Annotated in this window: 1 protein-coding gene; it reads left to right on the forward strand. The window is 51.5% G+C overall.

The features are described 5' to 3' along the window. A partial coding sequence (locus B0E34_RS22565; RefSeq protein WP_228422974.1) for a hypothetical protein occupies window positions 1-237 on the forward strand: 237 nt, incomplete at both ends.

A 237-nucleotide genomic window follows, 5' to 3' on the forward strand; every position in this document is an offset into this window, starting at 1 on the left:
AAGACAGCTTTGGTCACATCTCGTTTGACGATCAAAGCATGGGCTATAGCCATCTTGGGCATATCGTTGAAAACTCAGTGATTCACTACGCGCTGTGGAACAAAGCGCTGCAGTCGTCAGATATCACTCTGTTGGCCCCCGCAGAATTACAGCAGGTCGCCTGGGGTGAAAATGAAACCTTCCTGACGTTGAAAGATGGCAGCATGTTAACGGCGCGTCTGGTGATTGGCGCGGACG

Origin of the sequence: Chryseobacterium mucoviscidosis (assembly GCF_002177115.1) — a bacterium.
Classification (GTDB): domain Bacteria; phylum Bacteroidota; class Bacteroidia; order Flavobacteriales; family Weeksellaceae; genus Chryseobacterium; species Chryseobacterium mucoviscidosis.